The 23,164-nt window shown below is 51.0% G+C and carries 20 protein-coding genes and 1 tRNA gene; 11 read left to right on the forward strand and 10 right to left on the reverse strand.

Features of this window, described 5'->3' with window-relative positions; genetic code table 11:
• Positions 1 to 315: 315 nt before the first annotated feature.
• Both VB741_RS05355 and VB741_RS05360 read right to left on the reverse strand, forming a co-directional pair.
• Positions 316 to 654 carry a hypothetical protein gene (locus VB741_RS05355; RefSeq protein ID WP_323364117.1) on the reverse strand — a complete coding sequence of 113 codons (339 nt, stop codon included), beginning with the start codon at positions 652 to 654 and terminating at the stop codon, positions 316 to 318.
• Positions 655 to 807: 153 nt separating this feature from the next.
• A complete protein-coding gene (locus tag VB741_RS05360) occupies positions 808 to 2,403 on the reverse strand; it encodes a photosystem II high light acclimation radical SAM protein (RefSeq protein ID WP_323364118.1) in 1,596 nt (531 codons plus the stop codon).
• 594 nt (positions 2,404 to 2,997) lie between these two features.
• Here VB741_RS05360 and VB741_RS05365 point away from each other — a divergent pair.
• The 4 genes from VB741_RS05365 to VB741_RS05380 all read left to right on the forward strand — a co-directional run bounded on the left by VB741_RS05365 (position 2,998) and on the right by VB741_RS05380 (position 5,426).
• Positions 2,998 to 3,318 carry a DUF1830 domain-containing protein gene (locus tag VB741_RS05365; protein ID WP_323364119.1) on the forward strand — a complete coding sequence of 107 codons (321 nt, stop codon included), beginning with the start codon at positions 2,998 to 3,000 and terminating at the stop codon, positions 3,316 to 3,318.
• A 193-nt stretch (positions 3,319 to 3,511) separates the two neighbouring features.
• On the forward strand, positions 3,512 to 3,946 hold the full coding sequence (locus tag VB741_RS05370) for a DUF4079 domain-containing protein (RefSeq protein ID WP_323364120.1): 435 nt from the start codon (positions 3,512 to 3,514) through the stop codon (positions 3,944 to 3,946).
• Between the two features lie 94 nt (positions 3,947 to 4,040).
• Positions 4,041 to 4,592, forward strand: coding sequence for a hypothetical protein (locus VB741_RS05375; protein ID WP_323364121.1), 552 nt, complete (start codon positions 4,041 to 4,043; stop codon positions 4,590 to 4,592).
• Between the two features lie 72 nt (positions 4,593 to 4,664).
• Entirely contained in the window at positions 4,665 to 5,426 is a 762-nt protein-coding gene (locus VB741_RS05380) for an ABC transporter ATP-binding protein (RefSeq protein WP_323364122.1), read from the forward strand.
• Between the two features lie 32 nt (positions 5,427 to 5,458).
• Here the strand turns inward: VB741_RS05380 and VB741_RS05385 are convergent, their stop codons facing one another.
• Positions 5,459 to 6,235, reverse strand: coding sequence for a response regulator transcription factor (locus VB741_RS05385; RefSeq protein WP_323364123.1), 777 nt, complete (start codon positions 6,233 to 6,235; stop codon positions 5,459 to 5,461).
• A 514-nt stretch (positions 6,236 to 6,749) separates the two neighbouring features.
• Here VB741_RS05385 and VB741_RS05390 point away from each other — a divergent pair.
• On the forward strand, positions 6,750 to 6,998 hold the full coding sequence (locus VB741_RS05390) for a DUF6761 family protein (RefSeq protein WP_323364124.1): 249 nt from the start codon (positions 6,750 to 6,752) through the stop codon (positions 6,996 to 6,998).
• Between the two features lie 94 nt (positions 6,999 to 7,092).
• On the opposite strand, the gene grxD is transcribed toward VB741_RS05390, so the two are convergent.
• The 3 genes from grxD to VB741_RS05405 form a co-directional block, all read right to left on the reverse strand.
• Positions 7,093 to 7,416, reverse strand: coding sequence for a Grx4 family monothiol glutaredoxin (gene grxD / locus VB741_RS05395; RefSeq protein WP_323364125.1), 324 nt, complete (start codon positions 7,414 to 7,416; stop codon positions 7,093 to 7,095).
• A gap of 138 nt (positions 7,417 to 7,554) precedes the next feature.
• Entirely contained in the window at positions 7,555 to 7,806 is a 252-nt protein-coding gene (locus VB741_RS05400) for a BolA family protein (RefSeq protein WP_323364126.1), read from the reverse strand.
• Between the two features lie 4 nt (positions 7,807 to 7,810).
• The gene (locus tag VB741_RS05405; protein WP_323364127.1) at positions 7,811 to 8,842 is read right to left on the reverse strand and encodes a hypothetical protein; all 1,032 of its coding nucleotides are present in this window, start codon (positions 8,840 to 8,842) and stop codon (positions 7,811 to 7,813) included.
• A 133-nt stretch (positions 8,843 to 8,975) separates the two neighbouring features.
• On the opposite strand from VB741_RS05405, the gene VB741_RS05410 reads away from it, so the two are divergent.
• A complete protein-coding gene (locus VB741_RS05410; RefSeq protein ID WP_323364128.1) occupies positions 8,976 to 11,117 on the forward strand; it encodes a S8 family serine peptidase in 2,142 nt (713 codons plus the stop codon).
• A gap of 466 nt (positions 11,118 to 11,583) precedes the next feature.
• On the opposite strand, the gene VB741_RS05415 is transcribed toward VB741_RS05410, so the two are convergent.
• Positions 11,584 to 11,657: transfer RNA gene (locus VB741_RS05415), tRNA-Pro, on the reverse strand.
• Positions 11,658 to 12,066: 409 nt separating this feature from the next.
• Here VB741_RS05415 and VB741_RS05420 point away from each other — a divergent pair.
• The 3 genes from VB741_RS05420 (at position 12,067) to tsaA (ending at position 15,488) form a co-directional block, all read left to right on the forward strand.
• On the forward strand, positions 12,067 to 12,564 hold the full coding sequence (locus VB741_RS05420) for a hypothetical protein (RefSeq protein WP_323364129.1): 498 nt from the start codon (positions 12,067 to 12,069) through the stop codon (positions 12,562 to 12,564).
• A gap of 299 nt (positions 12,565 to 12,863) precedes the next feature.
• The gene (locus VB741_RS05425; protein WP_323364130.1) at positions 12,864 to 14,327 is read left to right on the forward strand and encodes a phosphoglucomutase/phosphomannomutase family protein; all 1,464 of its coding nucleotides are present in this window, start codon (positions 12,864 to 12,866) and stop codon (positions 14,325 to 14,327) included.
• 444 nt (positions 14,328 to 14,771) lie between these two features.
• Positions 14,772 to 15,488, forward strand: a complete 717-nt coding sequence (tsaA, locus tag VB741_RS05430; RefSeq protein WP_323364131.1) for a tRNA (N6-threonylcarbamoyladenosine(37)-N6)-methyltransferase TrmO — start codon at positions 14,772 to 14,774, stop codon at positions 15,486 to 15,488.
• Here tsaA and VB741_RS05435 read toward each other — a convergent pair whose 3' ends face one another.
• The 3 genes from VB741_RS05435 to VB741_RS05445 form a co-directional block, all read right to left on the reverse strand.
• Positions 15,489 to 16,040 (reverse strand): hypothetical protein, encoded by a 552-nt coding sequence (locus VB741_RS05435; RefSeq protein ID WP_323364132.1) that lies wholly within the window; start codon positions 16,038 to 16,040, stop codon positions 15,489 to 15,491.
• 247 nt (positions 16,041 to 16,287) lie between these two features.
• On the reverse strand, positions 16,288 to 16,611 hold the full coding sequence (locus VB741_RS05440) for an AzlD domain-containing protein (RefSeq protein ID WP_323364133.1): 324 nt from the start codon (positions 16,609 to 16,611) through the stop codon (positions 16,288 to 16,290).
• Complete coding sequence (locus tag VB741_RS05445) at positions 16,604 to 17,329, reverse strand: AzlC family ABC transporter permease (RefSeq protein WP_323364134.1); 726 nt, start codon at positions 17,327 to 17,329, stop codon at positions 16,604 to 16,606. Before VB741_RS05445 ends, VB741_RS05440 begins: the two co-directional genes overlap by 8 nt.
• A gap of 644 nt (positions 17,330 to 17,973) precedes the next feature.
• Between VB741_RS05445 and VB741_RS05450 the strand changes: the two genes are divergently transcribed.
• Entirely contained in the window at positions 17,974 to 19,275 is a 1,302-nt protein-coding gene (locus VB741_RS05450) for an efflux RND transporter periplasmic adaptor subunit (protein ID WP_323364135.1), read from the forward strand.
• Between the two features lie 141 nt (positions 19,276 to 19,416).
• Positions 19,417 to 22,584: an efflux RND transporter permease subunit gene (locus tag VB741_RS05455; protein ID WP_323364136.1), complete on the forward strand. Its 3,168-nt coding sequence runs from the start codon at positions 19,417 to 19,419 to the stop codon at positions 22,582 to 22,584.
• The last annotated feature ends 580 nt before the right edge of the window (positions 22,585 to 23,164 follow it).

The following is a 23,164-nucleotide window of genomic DNA, read 5'->3' on the forward strand; positions in this document are numbered from 1 at the left end:
GGGAAAAACCATGTGTGCTTTCTTGCGTTGCTGTGATCATTTTTGATAGTAGCCTTTGCTGTTGCAAAGTTGGAGGGAGTGGATCACAGCTTGGATTACAGTAACGCAGCAACCATCCAGATTTTCTCCTGACCACTGTCCTTTTTTGCGAAGACTTAATTGGTAGATGCACCCTGATGTCCTCCCCAGCGGAATCCGCTGGGGATTTTTTTGTCTATTTTTAGGGCCCACAACGCTACAGCAACGCCATCATCAACAATACGCCTGTCAGTGCAATACCAACAGACGTATTGTGATCAATTGTTTCCCTGGATGCTACTCGGCAGCAGGTGCGTCAGCGCTGGCCTCATCTGTCGGTGCCTCTGCATCGGCTTCGGCACTGGCTTCGGCTGATGTTTCAGGCACTTCTGTTTCAGGCGCTTCCTCTTCAGTCACCTCGGGTTCTGGCTCGGGTTCCACTTTTTTGGTGGGCTTCGGGCCGCGCATCAGAGCGGGGTTAAGCGGTGCTCTGGGCTCCCGGTCATCCTTGTCCCCTCGGCCTTTGCCCTTACCTTTACTCTTGCTCTTGCTTTTGTCCTTATCCAACGAAGGCTTACGAGCTTCCCTTTCCTCTTCGGGGGGACGATCTTTCTTTAAAATCGGCTTATCTACCATGGCACTCCGTCAATTCTGCTTTGTGATCCTAACATTTGCTTAAGGATTTACTATGGTAGCTTTTGAGCCAAAGCAAACCTTTTTTTGTCCCACCTGTTTTTGCCATCTACTCTGCCGTATGCCCTGGCTACCTGTTCTGGTCACCTGCTCTAGCTAACGACCGACGGGCGATCGGACTAAAAGTTCGGGTTGCTCGGGTGACGGAACCTTGACAGGGGCGGTTAAGGCCTCCTCCAAGGGAGCCAAGCCCACCCGCTCCTCCAAAATATCCATCACTTCCCGGCCAAAATCGTTGGGGTTTTGGCGAAATGCTTGGAGACAGACCTCCCCAAAGAATGAACCCAGGGGTTCTGGATTCCACAGCAGCTTATTGGCAACCCAAGGCAAATGAATGGCTAGGGGGTTGTAATCCTTTTTGAGGATATTGTTTTCGATGGCATAGGTTTCCAAATGGGTGTGGGGCTGCAAACCAATGAAGAAGATGGCAGGCTCTACTTTGTCACGCCCAAAAACAGATTCCAGGGCTCGGTGGTAGGCCAGGGTCTGGCGAATGGTCTCAGTCCGTTCGTCGATCACATTAAAAGAATAGTTGACCGATACTAACTCGTTAAAACCGGCTGCTTTAAGGTCACGACAGTTTTGTAATACGGTGCGCAGGTTATAGCCCATGCGCATCTTGCGCACCAGCTCCTGGGAACCACTGGTAATGCCAATCTCAAAGTAGTTCATCCCCGTTTTGACCATCAGGTCGCACAGCTCAGGGGTGAGGTTGTCAGCGCGAATGTAAGCGGCCCAGTGGATATCCTCCATGCCCGAATCGACAATCTTTTGCAACAGCTCAACGGCATCGTCCATAAATCGGCGAGCTGGAATAAACTGGGCGTCGGTAAACCAAAAATTACGAATGCCCCGGTCATAGAGCTGCCGCATTTCCTTCACCACTTCATCGCTGGGATTAATCCGGACCTGCTTGCCTTCTACAACGGTATAAATACAGTAGCAACAGTTGTGGGGACAGCCCCGCTTGGTTTGCACCCCAATGTAAAAGTCGTTTTCCTGTAGATAGTATTCAAACTCGGGCCAGATTTTTTCGATGTAGCCGTAGTCACAGGCACTTTTCTCAAGGGCGGTGGGCCATTCGTGAATCAGGCGCTCTCGAGGTTTGGTTTCGCCGACGATGTAGCAGCGTTCATCACTAATAGATTCTTGGCGAATTAGTTTTTCTAGGAGCTGTTCCCCTTCGCCGACAGAAACGATGGTGCCCTTGGGCATCATCGTGGCCATTTGCTCATAGAAAACACTGACGGCCCCACCACCAACCACTAATTTCGCATCAGGATAATACCGTTTAGCCCGTTTAATCCCTCGTTTAATTAATCCTGTGTTCTGCCACAGTTCATTGAGATAGGTACTGATCATGCGCAGCCCCCCCATGGCTCCACGCATTTTGATCAGGGGGTTGCGAGCATAGTTGAATTCAAAGGCATTTTGCAGGGGGTTACCACCGCGCCCCCCTACGGGGGCATAAATTTGAATATCTCTCCAGGAAAAGACCAGTAAATTGGGTTGAAAGTCGTCAATGCAACGATCCAAGGCTAGGCCAAAGTCTAATGGGGGAGTGGTGCCCAAATCAAAAATTTTCTGTTCTATGTCTGGAAAAACTTTATGCAGATGATCTGCCAGATAAACCACCCCAATGGGAAAGATAGGGTTGCAGGGCAGGCGGACATATAGAACTCGGTTAGCCATGGCTAGACTGGTTGCCTTACGTTATTCACTGTGAAAAAAGTGATGTAAATTTTCAGGTTTTTCACATATCTTTACGATAGCATTGCTAATCTGGGATTTCACCATTGCATTAGATGCATTGCCTTAGGGAACGGGACCCAGGGGGCGATAGTCAGAGAATGGATTAAAACCAAGCTACGAATGGACGGATAAATCAATTCTCCACAAGAACTTTTTGGTAGCTATTGAGTCACTATTCATGTCATCTGCTCCAAACATTGGTGACAGTTCTTAACCTTTCAAAAGTTTTAAGTAGCTATCCTAATTCAAATTAGAGAATATTCATTTCTTTGGCTAGATTCGGACCTAACTCTGACTAGTTAAATCCTAGTTAAATCTTAGGTAGTGACATATTCCGAAAGAGTCGAAAGGGACGAAATATTTTTTATTATTCCTCCGTAGTAATACTGTGGTAATGCTCTATTTTACCCATAAGTGGATCGATTAAAAGAAACTGAAAGCCTGATTGGTAGCAGCTTTTACAGTTGTTTGGGATCGGTAAATGCTATCCTAAGGTATTAATATCGACATCCCTCTCCTCACACATCACACACCATGGCACAAATACTTGATCCCGTACCGTTTGAAAACACTGAAACCGCCCTATGTTGCTATGTGAATAGGGCTAGTAAAATTCAGGTAGTTAGAATTACAAATATTCAGAATTGGTACTTTGAGCGTGTCGTTTTTCCAGGTCAACGATTGATGTTTGAATCTTCGGTTAGTGGACAGTTAGAAGTACACTCCGGAGCCATGGCCAGTTCTATTTTGGAAGACACGATTCCCTGTAACCGTTTGATCATTACCGAGGCTGAAGATGAGGTGGGAGCAGCCCCTGTCACCTCCATCGATGTCATGCAGCCCGTCCACAGCTAATTGCTAAAGGTTAAGTTGCCAATATTAAAATTACGGTCTCTTAATGGACGAGGGGTTAAATATTTATTAATGGGTGGGGGTAGTCGGTCAGCTGAACTGGTCTTGGGTTACCTATCTGTGATATGGCTTACACAGCCCTTGGTTTCACCTTAGAGTGCCAGGGGCTGTATGTCGTTTGAGCTGCTCTTAGCCCATGGATTTGCCTTCATTTATTTGGTTGTGGCGTATCGCAGCTTGGTCCATGGGCCTGTCGCTAACGGTTTATGCCGGTTTGTTGGTGACGGGGACCGGGGTTTGGTATGTTCGCTCCCATCAATTGTCACAGCCTAACTGGCTGCGCATTCTGCATATTGTTCTGGGCGGCGTACTGGTGACATTGGTACTGTTGCTGCTGAGCGTTGGGATTGTGGGGACCCTGGGGGAGCACGGTAGTCTGGGGCACTCTTGGCATTTGGGGGCGGGTCTGTCGGTGGTTAGTCTAGTACTGGCATCGGTGGGGGCGGCATCCCAGATTGCCGCTCGACCCTGGGCGCGGTCGTTGCATGTCGCCATTAATGGGGTGCTCTTTATAGCCTTTGCGGCGGTTAGCTATAGCGGTTGGAGCGTGGTGCAGCAGTATTTGCCTTAGGAGCATGGCCCTAGGTCAAAGGTAGTTGATTCGAACCCGTAGGTTTTCCTGTGGTCAAACGACCGTCTTGGTTGTGGAGGAGATTTATATATTTATGGCTTCGGTTGATGTGGATGAGTCGTTGGATCGATTTCGGATTTCACCGCTGATTCAGGTGACGTTGCTGAGCTTTTATGGAGCTTTGCTATTGCCGTTGCCGTTTTTAGCCCAGGCAACGGATGCACCGGTGGGGCCTGGAGTGTTGGTGACATTGGCCCTGCTGGGGGCTATTTTTTTGGCGGCTGGGTTAGGTGAGCAGGTCCACACTTCTGATCAGGGAATTGCCCTGGTGTCACCGCTGCCATGGCGGGGCTGGTCACTAAAATGGTCGGAGATTAAGTCCTTGAAGCCCCGTTCGACTGGACAGAATGGAACGGTTTATTACTTTGTTACGGCGGCGGCGGATCGGGCCTATCTGTTGCCGATGCGGGTGGTGGGGTTTGCTCGTTTGGTGCGTACGGTGGAGGCAAAGACAGGGATTGATACCCAGGATGTGGTGCCTTTGGCTCAGCCTTGGATGTATCTGTTTTTGCTAGTGATGACGTTTTTTCTCTTTTTAATGGATGGCTGGACGATTTGGATGTCTACCCAGATTGGTGTGGGTTGAATTTGTGCAGTGGACAAGGGTTAATGGACAGGGCAATCGGGCGGTGGTCATTAAAGTGGTGACTGAAGGATCATGAACGATGACAGCATCCTAGAGTTTTCAGAGGTGTCCTTACGGGCTGGGGTAGGCACTGGGCTGCTGTTGAACCGTATCTCTTTTGCGATCGCACCCCAAACCCGCCTCGCCATTGTCGGCCCCTCCGGCGCAGGCAAAACTTCACTCCTACGGCTAATGAACCGGCTGAGTGAACCCACCAGTGGCTACATTACCTATCGACAGCAGCCCCTCACCCAATATCCGGTGGTGGCCCTGCGGCGACAGATTGGCCTAGTGATGCAGGATAGTAAGCTGCTGGGGCAAACCGTGGAGGAGGCTCTGTGCTATCCGGCTCGGTTACAGCATAGAGATTTGGCTCAAGCCAGACAAATGCTGCAGCCGTGGTTAGAGCGTTTAAAGATCCCCCAAGATTGGCTGGGGCGACAGGCGGTGGAACTATCCATGGGCCAGCGTCAGCGAGTTGCGATCGCTCGCACCCTAGCCACCGAGCCCGATATTCTGCTGCTCGACGAACCCACCTCAGCCCAGGACATGGGCTATGGACAGCACTTGCTCACCTACCTCGCCAACCCAGAAAACATCAGCACCGTGGTGATGGTCAACCATCAGTTGGAACTGATGACGGCCTGGGCCACCCACGTCATGTACCTGCACCGGGGCAACCTCGTCAGTTACCAGGCTGCCGACCAGGTAAATTGGCTCACCCTAAAGCAGGACATCATTGCCCACCAAACGGATGATGACTGGGCCGATGATGATTGGAGTAATGAAAAGTAACCGGAGATTAACCGACAGCAAGGCCGCCCCCCCTAACCCACTGAATTAACTGCATTATTAACTGCATTCACAGCCCCAATGCCAACGACAGCAGCAGCAGCATGATGGCCATTATTCGTTTGTTGGATGCGCTCGATATTGAGACGGTAACCCACATTGCGAACAGTTTGGATCACATTGGGCTGGCGTGGATCAACCTCGATTTTTTTGCGTAGGGACAAGACGTGGGTATCAACGGTGCGCGGGTTATCAATGGCATCGGGCCAAGCCCGTCGCAGGAGGTCGGCCCGACTCAACGGCGAACCTTCAGCTTGGGTCAGCACATAGATCAGGCTAAATTCCTGGGGGGTTAGGTCAATAAATTGATCCTTGAACCGCACCCGCCGCTGCACCAGGTCAATATTGAGATCGCCGTAGGTGAGGGAAACCGGAGCCGTTATCTTCCGATTGCGGCGGGTCAACGCCTCGACCCGAGCCAAAAATTCTTGCATGCCAAAGGGCTTCTTCAAATAATCATCCGCCCCTGCCTGTAGGCCAGCCACCACATCGGGTTCTCCTGCTTTGGCCGAAAGAATCATCACCAGGGGACGCCCCCGCTGCTGTAGCCACTGACAAAGATCTAACCCACTGCCGTCCGACAGCTCCGTTTCCATAATCACCAGGTTCGGTTGGGCTGTCTGAAACGTTTCCTTTGCCCGGGTAATATCAGCAGATTGATTGACGCGATAACCGGCCTGCTGAAGATGCCAACTAAGTAGCGATCGCAGGTGGGGATTACCCTCAATAATTTGAACACACGTAGAGGCCACAGCTAACTTTAGGAAGCCCAGGCTTCATAACACTCTCGTAGAACACTATCAAAGACCTTAAGAATATTTTGTAGTTGCGGCTACGGGGAATGCATCCGTATTTATATATGAGCATTGTGTAGATCCCCATAGCGGCAAGTACATAGTTACCATTTAGTCCCGTAAACCTACTGGGTGAACCCTATACATTTGCAAAAGAAAATGTAATTACCCTTAGTTAAGCTGATAAAATCTTAGAGAGACTATGGAAAAAACAAAAAAACTTTACATAACTATTTCCATAGCTATTTCAATTACAGAACGGACATCCCTGTATCTACCCTTTGTATCTACCCTTCAATTCTCGTTCCTGGCCCCGTTGATTAGTTACCACTTTTGACAGCATGACCCTGACCCCTCCAGGTAAATGTTGGTTATCTAGCAGAAAGTCGCACCGTAAACCCACCATTATTGGATTACCCCTAGCAATAGCAGATTGGTCACGAGTGATCGGTATAGAGGAGACCCAAACATCATGCTTCAAGATGCAAAATCAATTCGCTATTACCAGAGAATTACAGACGCCTTAGTGGATCAATGGAATCGTGGATATCGTTCCGATGATCTGAGGCGCTATGCTGCAGGCTATCTGGCGGCCCTCCATCATAGTGATGCCCTAGAGCCGTACCTGATTCATCGCCTCGAAGCAGAAGTCAATCGATTTATGTTTGACACTTCAAACTTTGCGATCGCCCAACCGGAACCCGAGCCAGATTACCGCTAAACAGCTTTAGATCGCAATCAATAGCAATTAATCATGTAGTTAGTGGGGACATCCATCCTTTTTAGATGTCCCCACTTAAAAATAAGACGCCAACCTAGGACGCTAGGGCGACTTCGACCATTTCCTGGAGCTTACCGTTTTGGTACAGCTCAATCATGATGTCTGAGCCACCGATAAACTCCCCATTGATGTAAACCTGGGGAATCGTTGGCCAGTTGGAATATTCCTTAATGCCCTGACGAATGTCCTGGTCCGCCAGGACGTCAATGGTTTCGTAAGAGGCACCTAGGGAGTTGAGAATCTGAGCCACATTGTTGGAAAAACCACACTGGGGCATCAGTTTAGTGCCCTTCATGAACACAAGAATTTTGTTGGATGTGACCAAGCTGTCAATTTTTTCTTTAACTTCTGGAGACATGACTGCAGTACTCAATGATTGGGATAAGGATTGGGATATGTATTCGCTGTGATTGCTGTCTAGGGATGAACCTGTCTAGGGCAATCACGAAATGATTTTATCGGACCCAGCTATCAGGTGACATTAAGTCAGGTAGCATTAAGCCTGCTGAGCCCACTCGTCAGGAGTGAAGGTTCTGAGGGTGAGCGCATGGAGAGCGCCAGAGGCCATGACGGCATTGACAGACCCGTAAACCAGCTGATGCTGCTTAACCAGGCTAAGGCCCTCAAACAATGTGGATACAATCGTAGCCTGATAATGATCTTGGGTACCCGTCAGGTCTTGGACGATCACCTCAGCATCAGGCATTTTGGCTTTAATCAGTTGCTCTACTTGGTCTGAAGGAATCATAGGATTAAGGTTCGGTAGTTGCTGTTTCCTCGGTCTCAACATATGGCTGGGCCACAAACCCAATTTCGAGCAGCTGATCGTAAGCTTGTTTGCCCAAAGGTCGGGTCGGGTTTTGGCTAGCCAAAACTTCCACCAATAGGGGAATGGCAAAGTTGGGTTGCTGCTGGGCCTGATAGGCCAGGGCCAGGCTTAATGTGGCCTGATCCCTGAGTTCAGCAGCTTCCAGAGCTTTTTCACGCATCTCGGTGCTAACGCGACTGTCAATGCCCGTAAACGTAGTGAATAGGGTTTGATAGTAGCTGGATGAGGTGTTCAATGTTGTCCGCGCATTCTGTAAACGGGTTACGGCGGTACCATAGTCGGCAGCAGCATAGGCCTGATCTGCCTCTGCCATCAAAAGTTTAGCGGCACTAATGCCCGTGGGGCTATCGCTTTGATTGAGGGGACGAGCCACGTCGACCACCGCCGCACTGGGATCTTCAGAACCCGTGCGCCGATAGGGACGGCTGACAAAGCCCAGTTCAAATAGCTGTTGGTAAGAATCTAAACCTAAATCACGAGCTGGTCCCTGACTTTGAACCACTTCCACCAATAGCGGCACAGCCAATTCGGATTGGCCCTGGGCGCGATAAATTAAAGCCTGACGCAGGGTGGCCAAGTCACGCATCTGGGCCGCATCTCGAGCGCTAGTTCGCAGGGTGCCACTAATCTCAGCATCAACGCCTGTAAAAGCTGCAGCGATTTCCTGGTAGCTATTAGAGGTTTGGTTTAAATTTTCCCTGGCTGCCTGCAGCTTGCGGATGGCCAAATCATAGTCTTGACCATCGATGGCAGCTTCTGCCTCTGCCAGCAGACTCTCTCCAGCAGCCAGACCTAGGCCATCCAGATCTAATTGGGCTAAAAGGGTAGGCTGTTGTAGTACTGTTTCCGTAGCGGTCTCTGCGGCTGGGGCCGGGGTAGACAGCAGAGCTAGACTAGCGGCTGCGCCCAAAAAGGAGAACATACTTGGTTGGATAATGCGGGATAAGGAGACCATGGAGCCAACTAAATGGATGACAAGGCAGGATAACAAAGCGTAACAATTTGCCCGATGGCGATGCTTTAGTTCTCAGACCCTAATATATCGTTACAGAGGCTATCAATACACATGCTTTAGATTTTCAGGCATTGTGCCTATTGTCAAAGTGGATACTATCCCTAAAATACCTGAAATGATTGTTGGAGAAAGCTTACAGGGAGTTAGCCCAGGGCAGACAGGATTAATCTTACAACGTGGCGGAGAGGAACTACGAGTTCATAAAGTTCCCGATTGGTTGACGATTCGGTTTGAGAACCTGGCCCAGCAGCAGGCCCAGATTGATTGGATCCAGGCCCACTGGCACCCCTTGGCCGTGAAACCGGTGGCCAGGGGGCAGCTGGTGGCGTTCAAGCTGCGTCGCCAACAGCTAGAAACCTGCCTGCAAGAGGCTCGCCAGATAGAGAGTGTAAAATTTGCCAGCCATGTGTATGAATTAACCGCTAGCCCCAATACCCACCTCTATCTGCTGGAGCAGATTACGGTGCAGTTTTCCACCGGCTTCCCTCTGAGAACCATTGATGAACTGACTAAAGAGCTGGGGCTGACCCGTGAGAAAGGCTTGGCTGGGACAGAACGCACCTATGTTTTTCGAGTTGAGAAGACAGCGGTGGAAAATCCGATTAAGCTGGCCAACCGCTTAATGCGATATGGCCAAGTACTGGTGGCAGAGCCCAATGTGGTGGTATCCACCGCGCCGCTATATCGTCCTAAGGATCAGCTCTATGGCCAGCAATGGCATCTGCAGCACCAGGGCGGTCAGGGATTGGCGGCCAATTCCCACATTGCGGCAGAGAAAGCTTGGGATATTACCCGTGGCAGCCGTTCGGTGGTGATTGCGGTGACTGACGATGCCTTTGATCTCAATCATCCTGATTTACAGGGCATGGGCAAACTGGTGGCCCCCTGGGATCTCAAGTATCGAGATGGACTGCCCATGCCCAGCCAAAACTATGAAAATCATGGTACGGCGGTAGCTGGGTTAGCCGTGGCGGAAGAAACCGGCAATGGTGTCGTAGGGGTGGCCCCAGGCTGTAGCTTTATGCCCATTCAAACCACGGGCTATTTGGATGATGAATCGATTGAGCAGCTGTTTGAATGGACGGTGAGTCAGGGGGCCTCGGTCATTTCCTGTAGCTGGTCTCCCGCAGCGGTGTATTTTCCCCTGTCCCTACGGCAGCGCAATGCAATCAACCAAGCGGCCACTCGGGGCCGCAATGGGAAAGGCTGTGTGGTGCTGTTTTCGGCAGGCAATGCCAATCGACCGTTGAACGGCAAAGTGAATGAGTTGGGCTGGCCCAAAAATGCCTTGCGGGGAATTACCGAGTGGCTGGGGGGCTTTGCTATGCATCCAGACGTGATCACCGTGTCCGCCAGCACTAGCTTGAATCGGAAGGCGGCCTATAGCAACTGGGGGAAGCATATTTCGGTGGCCGCCCCCAGCAACAATGGGCCTCCAAGTATGGCCCTGCCGGATGTGGGGCAGGTGGAAACGGGACCACCGATCAGCGGGGCCTTGGACGGATTGGGCATGACCACATCCGACCGCATTGGCGACACCGGTTACAGCAGCAGCAGCTATACCAGTAGCTTTGGGGGGACCTCCAGCGCCTGTCCAGTGGTGGCTGGTGTGGTGGGACTGATGCTATCGGCCAATCCAGATCTGACCGCTGGAGATGTCAAGCAAATTTTGCAGGATACCGCCGATAAAATTGAAGACAATAACCCCGATCCTCAGCTGGGGCTGAAATATGGCCGCTATGACAACCGTGGCCATTCGCTTTGGTTTGGCTATGGCAAGGTGAATGCATACAAAGCAGTCAAAGCCGCCCGCGAGCGACACCTGGCCAATCGGCAGCTGAGCAAAACAATTGAGCAGACTAGTGGCGTGACCTTAACTATTCCGAGTGATCGAACGGCGATGCAAGAGGCCGGGATTACGATTAACCAGTATGGTCAGGTGCAGGACATTCAGGTTTATGTGGATATTCGCCATGGATTTTTGGGCGATTTATCTATTGAACTCATTGCACCCGAGGGAATGTCTGTGCTGTTGCAGGGGCGCACCCTAGGACGGCAGACTCAGCTACGGAAGACCTATACCTTTGAGACAACGCCTGCCCTGAGCTTGTTAATGAATCAAGGAATCCATGGTCGTTGGCAGTTGAAGATTATGGACCATACTGAAACCCACCAGGGGCAATTGTTACAATGGTTGCTAAGATTGGGCGTTTAGCAGATATCTGTACGCAATTTGTCGTACAGGTAAAATCCTTGCCCCGTAGGCTTCTTAGTTTGAGTTATATCTATTAGGTAAGGTTGGTAGCATAGCTTACTCATTTTTATCCTTGGGATGCTAAATTTACGTTATGCCGGTTTTATGAGCGCATAACGGAACCCTAACATTTACCTAGGTGACTGGCTTTACTGGTGTTATCTACCGATCCTAACCTTGTAGCCTCGTGTGGGGGATTTGTGAGGACATCGCTGATTATTTGAGGGCATTTAACCATCAGGGTTTAAATTGATTTACTCCTACTAGCGTTAGTCAGGGATGCTAGGGGAGATAGGACGATTAGCAGCGGCTCCATAGGCGCTGTCTGGATAAGTCAAAAAATCGAAATGACTGGATTTGTAGTCAGACTTCTCACAGATTACTAGCGGTCCATAGGCCACTAGCCTAATAGGTTGTCTACAAAAAATCGGGATGACTGGATTCGAACCAGCGGCCCCTTCGTCCCGAACGAAGTGCGCTACCAAGCTGCGCCACATCCCGTTTCAGCTCACATTAAGCAACCACTCATGCAACCAAACTATATTTGAAGCATTGGTGGGCCTTGCTACTGTTACCAGACTAGGTTATCACACTAGTCTGATGTGGTCCCTAGATAAATACTGGGAGGTATTTCTCCAGGGAAATAGGTTGAAAATCAATGGTGTGTATCCCCCTTGCCAGAGGCTTTATCGATTTTTCAAGGTTGTAGGCCTATGTTCGTTAGTTTCTTTATATACCTAACGTTTCAATCTGGTTTGGTCCGTGCATTCTTAACGTAGGGTGCAGATGATTTTTGTTTCGCTTATTAACATTAGTTTTGCTGTTATGAATCGCTGTCATTTTATGTAGACAGGTAAGGAATCACCGAGTCCGATCATGTAGCGAAAAATAACCGCTTAGGAGACAATCCGTGTTTGCCCTTAATATTGACTGTTTAAATGCTGCCGGTACGTTAGATGTAACGGCAAATATATTAAACATTACCGATGTGCCTACGGGATTTGATTTCCAGAGTTTGGCTTCTTTGGAAATGGTAACTAGCCAATTTAATGAGGTGATTTTTGCCTGTGCGATCGCACTCATTCCATCCAATCCACGGTTTGTGGCCAAAGCGGGTCAGCGGGTGATTATGCCGACGGGGAATGACAACCACCTGTCCATCGCCGTCGATAACGCCATCGACTCCTTTTGTCTATGGGGTCGCTGCACCCAACCCATGGTGCTGAAAGTATTAGAAAGCAGTGGCAAGGTACTCAATATCCACACTGACAAAGCTTTTCGGTGGCCCGATAGTTCCGAAACGGCCCTGCTACCGCTGCAAATACTAAAATTAGAAAACATGAGCAATATTGCCATGATCGAGTTATCTGCCAAGGCCCCCTTCACTATAGAAGGCCTATCCGTATAGTGGTTCCCACCAGTCACTTTCCCGGCTATTTCACCATGGTGATCATCCGAGCTGAGACCGGGTTGACCCAAACCTCACTGCCAAATGCCTAGCCAGATACCCATCCTAGATGTCACCTGGCTAGGCAACTCTTTTAGGCTTAGTCAGTCTATTTCAGTAAGGCGAAGTTCAAAAAACACGATGCTACTGAGTTCTACCCTCTAGCATTTACTAAGGACACTGTTTAAACTGCGGGAGGATCAATCAGGATCCCTAGTTGCATCCGTGTATTCCTTAGACGTTGCATTACTGAAATTATTATGGAATCTGTATTATCTCCATCGGTATTTGTTGGTAAGTCAATACAATTTGGTACGGACGGTTGGCGTGGCATGATTGCCGCCGACTTTACCTTTGAACGGGTGGACCTCGTGGCGGCCCTGTCTGCCAAGGTCCTGGAAGAATGCTACGGCAGCAATGGCAGTCGTACGGTAATTGTGGGATATGACCGTCGTTTTCTCTCCCCTGAATTTGCCAGCCATGCGGCTGAGTCCGTAGCCCAGGCGGGGTACGATGTGTTGCTATCAGAATGCTTTGCCCCCACCCCGGCCTTTAGCTGGGCGGCCCATGCAAAAGGAGCCCTAGGGGCCATCGTTATTACGGCCAGCCATAATCCAGCGGCCTATTCTGGTTTGAAGGTTAAAGGAGCCTTTGGCGGCTCGGTGCCGCCAGAGGTGACGCAAAAAGTGGAGGCGTTACTGTCTGACGGTAAGCCTGTGGCGGAGACACCGGGAACCATCACGTCCTTCAACCCTTGGCCCAGCTACTGCGAAGCCCTCCAGGGCATGGTAGATATCGAGGCGATTCGGGGGGCTATTGCCGATGGCCAGCTCACCGTATTTGCCGATGTGATGCACGGTTCAGCCGCCAGCGGATTTGAACAGATTCTCGGCATGCCGATCCATGAAATCAACGGTGATGCCGATCCACTATTTGAAGGTGGGGCTCCAGAACCGCTGCCCAAGTATATCCCGAAACTCTACAAAGCCATTAAAGAACGCTATCAGTCCGGTGCTGAAGGCCTAACTGTCGGCATCATCTTCGATGGCGATAGCGATCGCGTCGCTGGCATGGACGGCCAAGGTGAATTCCTGAGCTCCCAGGTGCTGATTCCAATTTTGATCGATCACCTGAAAGCCCATCGCGGTTTTGAGGGTGAAGTGATCAAAACTATCAGTGGCTCTAACCTGATGCAAAAGGTCGCTGAAATGCATGGTCTATCGGTGCATGAAACTCCCATTGGCTATAAGTACATTGCCGACCGGATGCTAGAAACCCAAGTGTTGATCGGTGGGGAAGAATCTGGTGGAATTGGCTATGGCCATCACATTCCTGAGCGGGATGCCCTGCTATCGGCGTTATATCTACTGGAAGCCGTGGTGAAAAGCGGTAAGGACTTTGGCCAGCTCAACCAGGCTCTGCGCCAGCAAACCAGTTTTTCAGCCGCCTACGACCGGATTGACCTGCCCTTGGCCAATATGGAAGTGCGGGCCAAGCTGCTAGATAGCTTGCAAAATGCGACCCCCACTGAGGTAGCGGGCAAGGCCGTTGACAATGTGTTGTCTATTGATGGTTACAAGTTCAACTTGGCCGATGGCAGCTGGTTGCTGATTCGCTTTAGTGGGACTGAGCCAGTGTTGCGGCTTTATTCTGAGGCGGCAACCATCGAAGACGTGCATCAGCACTTGAACTGGGCGAAGGACTGGGCTAACTCGATCGGTTAGCCCCCACGGGTAATAGATCTTTTTGAATTGGGATGAGAACCATGTCTCTTGGGATGTGGTTCTTTTTTAGCAACTGTGGCGAATTTAACACAGTAGACGATGATCCGTCTTTGTTCGATTTACGCCGACCGAAACACCCCCAAAAGGGGTGAAGACAACTCAGTTACTGATCCCCATTGATGGTAGCCGAACCGAGCCTGATCCATCGAGAAATCTAGTAATGACAGGAGCTTATCTAAACTGTCCAATCCAGGGGTATCAACTTAACCCGGAAAATCCTGGCTAGGTGGGGAATCAGGGGCCAGGAGTCATAAGCCAGTGAGGCCCTGATTCCTGACTCCTGACTTCTGAATACTATTCTTGGGAAAACGTCCCGCTTTGAGTTGGTACCCCAATCCAGCCGTGCCCGTATTATTCTGGGAAGGTCTTTGACCCAGCTGTCTGATGGTTGCCGAGGTTACGTTTACTCCCATTGCCTACATTGAATCCTGCTATCCCGATCGATTTGGAATTCCTCGACAGGCTGGGTTAGTGGCGTCGGCCTATGGGGATATTGTGTTTGAGGCCACCGAGGAGAACAAGCTGGCGTTACGGGGCATCGAAGAGTTTTCCCACCTGTGGGTGCTGTTTGTGTTCCATGGGCAGTCCTATGGTGAGTTTAAGCCTCTGGTGAGACCCCCTCGTCTAGGGGGAAATAAGGCAGTTGGGGTATATGCAACACGCAGTCCAAATCGGCCCAATCCCATTGGCATGAGTGCGGTGAAGTTATTGGGGGTAACGGCACAAAAAGGCACTTTGCGAGTACAGGTGCAGGGGGGAGATTTTTTGGATGGCACCCCGGTGCTGGATGTGAAGCCCTATGTGCCCTATGCCGATGCCATGAGCCATGCGTCTACGGCCTGGGCGATCTATCAAGAGCCGTCCCTGCCAGTCAGTTGGAGTGCCGACGCAGATACTGTTTTGCAAGGCAGTACAGATCCAGAGGGCATACGTTGTTTGATTACTGAAACCTTAGCCCAGGACCCACGCCCTGGCTATGAACGAGGCAAAGATGGTAAGTCGGGGCAGCGATGGAATATGCAAATCAGCTGCTACAGTGTTTTTTGGGTCGTGCACAACGGCATGGCGGAAGTGACTCAGTTAGTGAAAGTGGATCGATAACTAGGGTTGTTTTGGCCTTTTAGGAGGTAAGACAATTGTTGCTAGCATCTGGGTAGTTCCACATTTTTCATCAATGGCATCAATGGCATTGGTGAGTACTTGAAAAAGGGCTTGATTGAGTAACTGAGGGTAACACTCAATTATGTTCAGGCTAAAGCCATAGTCTTTTGCGACCATAATTTCAGCTCTTGATGGAGAAGATTTTAATCGATAGTTGATCATGAGAAGGATGCGATCAAGGGCTTGGTGAATATCGATGGTTTTCTCAGCGGATTGATCTAAATGGGCAAAGTCCTGTAACCCCTTAATCATTCCTTCTAGGCGCTTGGTGCCGGTCCTCATGGAGCGAAGAATGTTGGGGATATCTTGGAAGATAAAGTCCAGATCGATGGCGTCTAGTTTTACTTGGATGGACTGGGGTATCTCGAGGTCGAGCGATTGATAGAGTTTGAACACTCTTTTGAGCTCGTGGGCATATTGAGCCATGGGGGCTAAATTGCCATCAATTAAGGTAAGGGGGTTATTCATTTCATGGGCAATACCACCAACCATTTTTCCTAGGCTAGATAGTTCTTCTGCTTGGATGAGTTTACTCTGGGTGTTTTGGAGGGTGGAAAGAGTGGACCTTAATTGTTCTTCTGTTAGGGCTTGTTGGCGTATTTTCTCTTCTAAAACGGTGTTAGTTATTTGTATCCTTTGGAGAGACTGGTGTAATTTTAAATGGGTTTTAACCCGGCAATAACTTCGGCCTCTTGAAAAGGTTTTGTGACATAGTCGGCATATGGCCCATCAAGGGAATTTACGCACCACCGATGCCTTGCCATAACAGAAACGTCCCCATGCCGATGAGGATGGTTAATAGCAGATTCTTTTGCCAGAGACCGATGCCGAGGGCGGCCAGGGCTCCGATGATGCGAGGATTGCTCGGGTCAAGCCATAGGCTGTCACCATTAACTAAAACAGCGGGAATGACAATGGCAGTGAGGACGGCTGGGGGCACATAGTTTAAAGCCTGTAGCAGACGTGGTGAGAGGGTGATGCGATCGCTCATAGCTAGGAGGGGATAGCGGATGAGGAAGGTGACGAGGGTCATGCCGCAGAGGAGGGCGATTTCGTTAGTCATGGGTGGTCTTGAGGTGGTTTTCGGTGAGGATGCCGGTGAGGATGCCTGCGATCGCAGCCACCATCAGTCCCAATTGGTGGGGCATCCCCCTAGCTAATAGGGCTGTAATACCCGATACGGTTACTGTGGCCACCATAGGGCGACTGGTCAGGTAAGGAATAGTCATACCAATAAAGGTGGCCACCATGGCGAAGTCCAGCCCCCAGGCACCGGCGTCGGGAATCTGCTGACCCAGGGTAAGACCAATCAGGGTGCAGAGCAGCCAGTTGATATACATCGCTAGGGCCGAACCCAACTGAAACCAATGTTTATAAGGGGACGGGTCATCCTGACGGTAGCGCTGGATGGCCACCATAAAGTTTTCGTCGGTGAGCCAGAAGCCTAGGGGCAGTTTCCAGCCTTGGCTGAGGTGTTTAACATAGGGCACCAGGCTGACGGCATAGAGCAGATGCCGCAGGTTTACCACCCAGGTGGTAAGGATAATAATACCGACAGGTGTGCCTGCAGCCAGTAGACCGAGGGCAATAAATTGGGATGAACCGGCAAAGACAATGGCGGACATACCCATGGCTCCGGCAAAGGATAGACCGCTGGACTGGGCCAGGGTGCCAAAGATAATACCAAAGGGAATTGCGCCAACGATCAGCGGCATGGTTTGTCTGGCCCCGGCCCAAAATTCAGACCAGGGATGCTGCGCCAGCTTAGACGCGGTAGTCATGGAGATACCCAATGTAAGTACCCGTTTAGGGTAAACTGAGCCGGTTAATATTGCCTGGAAGTTGTCTGGAACATTTTTGTCAGGAGCTACTGATGTTGAGGTCTGTGGCTTTTAATATCCATGGTCCATGCCATGGAGGACCTATGAATTTGATTCATGGAATCCGATGGATAAACAGACCCATAAAAAAATAGATATGCGCTATGGTGGACTCTATAAGATTTAACGTCCGCACCCTAATGTCTATAAGGACTAGAGGGTGTGCATAATCCAACCTACAAAAATCGCTTTTTTTGTTGTGTCAAGTTCTTTAAAGGCTGATATTGCGGAATTAACATTTTCCACCACAATACCTACGCAAGAGCAGCAATTTTTTTACAGCCATCTGATGTCTTAATAGTTTCATTGTGGTGAACGACGATGGATTTGTAGGTATTTAGGGGAGCTGACTAGGGCATTGAAAGTCGAAACCCATTTGACTAAATGAATTAGTATATTTTTACTAAAGTTCGATAACATGGAACTATAAAATCCAGGTTCGTGGCCAACGATTCCTGCTAACAGGGCTTGTTATGACTTCACCTTCTACCCCGTCAGTCTCTAATTCTTCAGTAGCACCAGAGAAACATCCAGAGACATCTCCTATGCAGTCTTCTTCAGTAGCTGAGCCGGTCCAACGTAATTGGTTGATTTGGCTAGCTGCCTTGATTGTTCTCTTGGGCGGAGGCTTTGCCCTGTGGCGACTGTTGAGTGGTGGCGGTGCAGCCCCTGGGGGTCCACCCATGGGCGGAGCAGTGCCGGTGACCCTGGAGCGGCTGCAACCGACAACGCTGCGGGATCAGGCTTCGTTTGTCGGGACATTGGATGCCGAGGCGGGGGTGGTGCTGCAGCCCGAGGCCAATGGCCGGATTACGCGAATCTATGTGTCCTCGGGAGATCGGGTAGCGGCGGGCGATCCGATTATGGAGCTGAGTGCCGACCGTTCCCAGGCGGAACTGAGTGCAGCCCTGGCCAGTATCAGTGCCGCCCAGTCGGCGCGAGATAATTCTCGGTCTCGGCTCCAGGCCCTGGTAGCGCAGCGAATCCGCCTGGAAGCAGAGGTGAAGTTGCAAGAGACTGAATTTGGTCGGACAAAGCGCCTGGTACAGGCGGGAGCCCAGTCCCAGCAAGAACTGGATGAGGTGGAACGGGATTTCAGCGCAGCCGTTGCGTCCCTGGCCGCCGCCCAAGAAGAAATTGAAGCGGCCCAGGCCAGTTTGGGCCAGTCCGAAGCGTTTTTAGAACAGTCCCAGGCGACGGCCGAGGCCACCCGTGAAGACCTGCTAGATAAAACCGTGACGGCTCCCATTGCTGGTGTGGTGGGCAATATTCCCGTAGCGTTAGGGGACTACGTACAGCCCGGCGGTACCCTCACCACCATTACCCAAAATGAAACCCTAGAACTGGAAATCTCTGTTCCCGCCGAGCAGATCGGTCAGATCCAGCTGGGGATGCCGGTGGAGCTGTTAACCTTTGGTGCAGAGGCCCCCGTGGCGGCAGGTGCCCTAAGTTTTATTTCACCCCAGACCGATGCCGCCACCCAAACGGTACTGGCTAAGGCCCAGTTTGATAACGTCACGGGGGTCCTTCAAGACAATCAGCGGGTGGATGTGCGGGTCACTTTGTCAGAACGTTTGGGTCTTTTGGTGCCAGCCAATGCGATCACCCGGTTGGGGGGGCAATCCTTTGTTTATGTGGCGGCAGATGCCCCATCGCCGCCAGAGGGGCAGCCCCCGGTAGCAGGGCCGGTGGCCCTGCTGCGACCCGTCACCCTAGGGGCCATGCAGGGAAATAATTTCCAGATTTTAGAGGGGCTTACGAAAGATGAGGAGATTGTTGTCACCGGTCTGTTGAATTTGCAGGATGGGGTGCCGATTGCTCCCCAGGCAGATGCTACTGCTCCTTAAGGGTGATTTTAGCCATAGGACATCATCCCTGTCCCCGGAGGAAAGGCCAGCCGCTAAATTCCCCTTTCCCTTTTTCCCCCTTCCCCCAAAAAGAGCAGGCACAAAAACCAGCCCCCACATTCCTCCTCACCCATATCTCCCATGGTCAACTACTTCATTAAACGGCCTGTTTTTGCTACCGTTTGTGCCCTTATCATTCTGTTGATTGGTGCGGTGAGTATTCCTACCCTGCCCATTGCCCAGTACCCAGACATTAGTCCCACCCAGATTAATGTTACGGCTGCCTACATTGGGGCCGACGCTGAAACCGTGGAGAAGGCGGTGACCACGGTGCTGGAGCGGGAAATTAATGGGGTGGAGGGAATGCGGTATATCTCCTCCAATAGCAGCAACAACGGTGTTAGCAATATTGTTGTCACCTTTGACTCCAGTCGAGATAAAGATATCGCGGCGGTGGATGTGCAAAACCGGGTGTCGTTAGCCGAGCCCCAGCTACCGGAAGAAGTGCGACAGACGGGAGTGGTGGTATCCAAGCAAAACAGTAACATTCTCATGGCCATGAGTCTGTTTTCGGAAGATGGCACCTTTGACAATGTGTTTTTGAGTAACTACGCTGATCTCTACGTTGTGGATTCGTTGCGACGGGTGCCCGGTGTGGGGGATGTGGTAATTTTTGGTGAACGTACCTATGCCATGCGACTGTGGTTAGATCCGCAACGGTTGGCCAGTCGAGAGTTGACGGCTGAGGATGTGGTGGATGCGTTGCGAGAGCAAAATATTCAGGTGGGGGCGGGGCAAATTGGTCAGCCCCCATCGCCCGATGACCAAAACTTTCAGATTGACCTGCGGGCGGTGAGCCGCTTGCAAGAGGTGTCTGAGTTTGAGGAACTGGTAATCCAAACCGGTGAGAACGGTGCCCTGGTGAAGCTGAAGGATGTGGGTCGGGCGGAGCTGGGGGCGGAGAGTTACAACACGTTTTTGCGGTTTAAGGGTAATGAATCGGTGGGTCTGGGGATTTTCCAACTGCCGGGGAGTAACGCGTTGCAAGTTGCCCAGGGCATTAAGGATACCATGGCAAACCTGGCGGAAGAGTTTCCCCAGGGCATGGAGTATGGCATCGGGTTTGATACTACTGAGTTTGTGGAGCAGTCCCTCTCTGAGGTGGTGTGGACGTTGATCCAGGCGGTGGTCCTAGTGGTGCTGGTGATTTATTTGTTTCTCCAGGACTGGCGGACGACGATAATTCCAGCGATTACTATCCCGGTGGCGCTAATTGGCACGTTTGCCATTGTGAAAATCTTTGGCTTTTCCATTAACAGTTTGACCTTGTTTGGTCTCACCCTGGCGACGGGGGTAGTGGTGGATGATGCCATTGTGGTGGTGGAGGATATTTCCTCGAAGATTCAAACGGGTGGCATGCCGCCAAAGCGGGCGGCCATGGAGTCGATGCGGGAACTGACGGGGGCGGTGATTGCCACGTCGTTGGTGCTGATGGCGGTGTTTATTCCGGTGGCCTTCTTTCCGGGAACGACAGGGGCGCTCTATCGGCAGTTTGCGTTGACTATTGCGTTTGCGATCGCACTTTCCACTTTCAACGCCCTCACCCTCACCCCCTCCCTGGCCGGTCTGCTGCTGCGCCAAAACCCAGGTGGCCACGGCTGGCTCGACATTATCTTTAACCCTTTCAACCGTTTTTTAGATAATCTGCGGGAGCAGTACGGCGACACCCTGCGCATCCTCAACCAATTCAAGATTTTTGTCATTGCCGCCTTCGTCGCTTCCCTCGTATTAACCGGCTGGCTTTACAACAGTGTACCCTCCGCCTTTTTACCCGACGAAGACCAGGGCTATTTCATCACCCTGATCCAAGGGCCAGACGGCTCATCCCTCAACCAAACCAGCCAGGTGATGCGCCAGGTGGAAGAAATTATTTTGGCCCAGGACGGAGTGCGCGCCACCTTTGCCGTGGGCGGCTTTGGCTTTACCGGCAACACCGCCAACAACGGAGTGATATTCACCACCCTGTTACCCTGGGAGGAACGTCCCCCAGGAGTGACATCCTTTAGTCTGATTGGCCAGCTATTTGGCCAGTTTTCCAGCATTACCGAAGCCCGGGTGTTTCCGGTCAATCCCCCATCCATTCAGGGTCTCAGCAGCTTTAGCGGCTTTCAGTTTCAGCTCCAGGACCGACGCGGCACTCTCGGCATCGATAGCCTGGTGCAAAACATGTATGGTCTGCTGGGGGCGGCCAACCAAAACCCCAACCTGCAGGCGGTGTTTAGCACCTATGCCGCCAACTCTCCTCTGATTGAAATCGATGTGGACCGCAACAAGGCCAAGTCACTCAACGTGGACATTGACGAAGTCTTTGGCACCTTACAAACCTATCTCGGGTCCCGCTATGTCAACGACTTTACCCTCCAGGGCCGTACCTATCGCGTCTATGTCCAGGCCGATCAGCAGTACCGTTCCACCCCAGACGACATCAACAAGCTCTACGTGCGCTCCAACAACGACGCGATGATTCCCATGGGGAACCTGGTATCCCTCAGGGACACCACCGGAGCCCAAACCATTAACCATTACAATCTTTTCCGGTCAATTGAAATTAACGGTGCCGCAGCTCCCGGCGTTAGTTCCGGCGCGGCCATCGACGCTATGGAAGAGATTGCCGCCCAGGCATTACCCGCTAGCCTGGGCTACGAATGGACCGGCAGCGCCTTAGAAGAGATTGAGTCCGGCAATCAGGCCCCGATTATCTTTGGGCTGGGGATTGTCTTGGTATTCCTGGTGCTGGCGGCCCAGTACGAGAGCTATGTGGACCCGGTGATTATCCTCTTTGCCGTACCGCTGGCGGTATTTGGGGCATTGTTGGCCCAGACCATGCGGGGATTGCCCAATGATGTGTACTGCCAGATTGGTCTGGTGATGTTAATTGGTTTAGCTAGTAAGAATTCCATTTTGATTGTGGAGTTTGCCAACCAGCTGCGGGACCGGGGCCTGTCCATTACTAATGCGGCCATGGAAGCGTCCCAGGCCAGGATGCGGCCGATTTTGATGACGGCGATCTCAACGCTGAGTAGTATTTTTCCGTTGATGATTGCGACGGGGGCCGGGGCGGGCAGTCGTCAGTCGTTAGGTACTGCGGTATTTGGTGGCATGTTTGTGGCGACATTTTTGAGTCTATTTATAGTGCCGATTTTGTACATTGTGGTGAAGAACCTGACTGAGCCGTTTGAGTCGCCGAAGGGGCCAGGGGATGATCAGCTGGTTATTTATGAGAGAGAACGGACAGGCACAGGAGTTTGAGAACTTAATGAGTTACCAACGGCACTGATATTGGCGGTGATTGGGATTCATTCAGCAATGAGACCTTGCCAAAAACTCCCCCCTCCTGAGAGGGGCGCGGGGTGGGTTCCGAGAAGCCTTCTACTATCGGATCGGGGGCTTGGTTGGCAAAGCTAGAAAACCACGTCGGAGCGATTTGGAATTTTATTCATGAGTACAACCACTCAATCAGAGAAAAGATAGCAGAGAAGGATACCAGCGATATTTTCTCTATCCTTTACTAAAATGGCCTACCTCGAAAGGCTCTCAGTAATTCCAAAAAAATATTGGTGCACCTTTGTACCTGATGTACCTGAAGTCTAGAACCCTTGGAATTCAAAGAGTTAGGGCTTTGTAAAAAACATATTAAACAGTCCGGGTTAGTCCGGAACTGTACGAAGAGTAGAACGGAAAGAAAGTCTGACCCAAGACTGCATCAAACCGCATTTATCAACCCGACTGATCAGCCTAGCTGATCACCCAAGCGTAGTTGGCCTATCCACCTACGTAAAATTACCCAGTCCAAGCAAGATTCCTAAGGCATCTCACCATACCTAACCAC

Origin of the sequence: Leptothoe sp. PORK10 BA2 (genome assembly GCF_034932105.1) — a bacterium.
Lineage (GTDB): Bacteria > Cyanobacteriota > Cyanobacteriia > Phormidesmidales > Phormidesmidaceae > Leptothoe.

Coding starts and splice junctions, on each gene's coding strand:
- VB741_RS05440 (WP_323364133.1), bottom strand. CDS start 16,611: ATGACTAACGAAATCGCCCTCCTCTGCGGCATGACCCTCGTCACCTTC.
- VB741_RS05380 (WP_323364122.1), top strand. CDS start 4,665: ATGAACGATGACAGCATCCTAGAGTTTTCAGAGGTGTCCTTACGGGCT.
- VB741_RS05370 (WP_323364120.1), top strand. CDS start 3,512: ATGGATTTGCCTTCATTTATTTGGTTGTGGCGTATCGCAGCTTGGTCC.
- VB741_RS05405 (WP_323364127.1), bottom strand. CDS start 8,842: ATGGTCTCCTTATCCCGCATTATCCAACCAAGTATGTTCTCCTTTTTG.
- VB741_RS05355 (WP_323364117.1), bottom strand. CDS start 654: ATGGTAGATAAGCCGATTTTAAAGAAAGATCGTCCCCCCGAAGAGGAA.
- VB741_RS05375 (WP_323364121.1), top strand. CDS start 4,041: ATGGCTTCGGTTGATGTGGATGAGTCGTTGGATCGATTTCGGATTTCA.
- VB741_RS05455 (WP_323364136.1), top strand. CDS start 19,417: ATGGTCAACTACTTCATTAAACGGCCTGTTTTTGCTACCGTTTGTGCC.
- VB741_RS05450 (WP_323364135.1), top strand. CDS start 17,974: ATGCAGTCTTCTTCAGTAGCTGAGCCGGTCCAACGTAATTGGTTGATT.
- VB741_RS05435 (WP_323364132.1), bottom strand. CDS start 16,040: ATGGTTGGTGGTATTGCCCATGAAATGAATAACCCCCTTACCTTAATT.
- VB741_RS05425 (WP_323364130.1), top strand. CDS start 12,864: ATGGAATCTGTATTATCTCCATCGGTATTTGTTGGTAAGTCAATACAA.
- VB741_RS05390 (WP_323364124.1), top strand. CDS start 6,750: ATGCTTCAAGATGCAAAATCAATTCGCTATTACCAGAGAATTACAGAC.
- VB741_RS05445 (WP_323364134.1), bottom strand. CDS start 17,329: ATGACTACCGCGTCTAAGCTGGCGCAGCATCCCTGGTCTGAATTTTGG.
- grxD (WP_323364125.1), bottom strand. CDS start 7,416: ATGTCTCCAGAAGTTAAAGAAAAAATTGACAGCTTGGTCACATCCAAC.
- tsaA (WP_323364131.1), top strand. CDS start 14,772: ATGGTTGCCGAGGTTACGTTTACTCCCATTGCCTACATTGAATCCTGC.
- VB741_RS05400 (WP_323364126.1), bottom strand. CDS start 7,806: ATGATTCCTTCAGACCAAGTAGAGCAACTGATTAAAGCCAAAATGCCT.
- VB741_RS05360 (WP_323364118.1), bottom strand. CDS start 2,403: ATGGCTAACCGAGTTCTATATGTCCGCCTGCCCTGCAACCCTATCTTT.
- VB741_RS05365 (WP_323364119.1), top strand. CDS start 2,998: ATGGCACAAATACTTGATCCCGTACCGTTTGAAAACACTGAAACCGCC.